Source organism: Desulfoferrobacter suflitae, assembly GCF_022603395.1.
Taxonomy (GTDB): Bacteria; Desulfobacterota; Syntrophobacteria; order Syntrophobacterales; family Syntrophobacteraceae; genus Desulfoferrobacter; species Desulfoferrobacter suflitae.
This window is the reverse complement of the sequence record NZ_JAIBKA010000041.1, coordinates 1-998: the sequence shown is the minus strand read 5'-3', so window position 1 is coordinate 998 and position 998 is coordinate 1. Positions and strand designations below refer to the sequence as shown.

Below are 998 nucleotides of genomic sequence, written 5' to 3'. Positions count from 1 at the left end.
TCGAGACTGTTCTCAGTGAATAGGGGACGCTGTTTCATATTTCCACTTACTGCAAACGTATGGTCAGCTCTCTGTTGTTGTCAAGGACCTTTTGACCATCTTCCACAATTCTACTCAGCGTTGGCGAACTCAGTTTCTAAGGGGGCGGGCCAAACTATGTTCACCAAACCATTGCATTTGTATTCCAAAGGAATAAGGGACGTTGGTAGTTTGGTTAGTTTATTCATGCAGGGCGGGATAGATCACTAAGACCTTTGCTCCCTTTTTCGCCGCATGATGAACGCTTACCCGCTTAACCCCCAACATTTTGGCAACGTCGGTTGTTTTATGCCCCTCGTAGCAGTGAGGATCAGGTCTACACATTTGACATTTTGGAACCGCTAAGACGCCAAGGACGCTAAGGAACGCTAAGGATTTTGTTTTTTCCTGAGCGGGGAAGACCGCTCAGGAAAAGATTCAGCAGCTATCAGGGGTCAGACCGAGTCAAGTAGTTGGATTTTCATAACAAGCATCACAAAACGAGGCGCTTTTTGATCCTTAAATTGCTTAGGGGTCGGACCGAGTCAATTGACTGAATTACCGTGGAAAGCTGTCCAAGAGCAGGCGTTTTTTGCTCTTAGAGCCGCCATTTTGGCCTTCAAATGGGGGGCGATAAAGCCTTGGGAGCTTTTAGTTCGGTTAGTGTGTTAAGTTCGTTTAAAGATGGAGACAAACATCAACTCGTTCGAAAATAGGCGGTTTTTCCCGAATAATCGCAGACCAATTTGATATCGGACAGTATGTCTTCAAAACCGATCGGGAAGGGAACGCTGTCATCATCCAGAAGTATGGCTTTCGCTCTTATGGTAAAGGGGTCACCCATTAAAAGGCTCCGGGTCTGCTCTTGACTCTTTTGCCTTTCCGGTCAAACGGGGTCTGGCCAAGCTACTCGTTTTTGGTTCTTCGTTCTTGGTTGTAGGTTTCGATACAGCTCCACCAACTCGGTTACAAGGGAGTTT

At 46.6% G+C, this 998-nt stretch carries 1 protein-coding gene; it reads right to left on the bottom strand.

Annotated features, from left to right (window positions below):
- Positions 1-715 precede the first annotated feature (715 nt).
- On the bottom strand, positions 716-862 hold the full coding sequence (locus tag K1V27_RS22515; protein ID WP_258932531.1) for a hypothetical protein: 147 nt from the start codon (positions 860-862) through the stop codon (positions 716-718).
- Positions 863-998 lie beyond the last annotated feature (136 nt).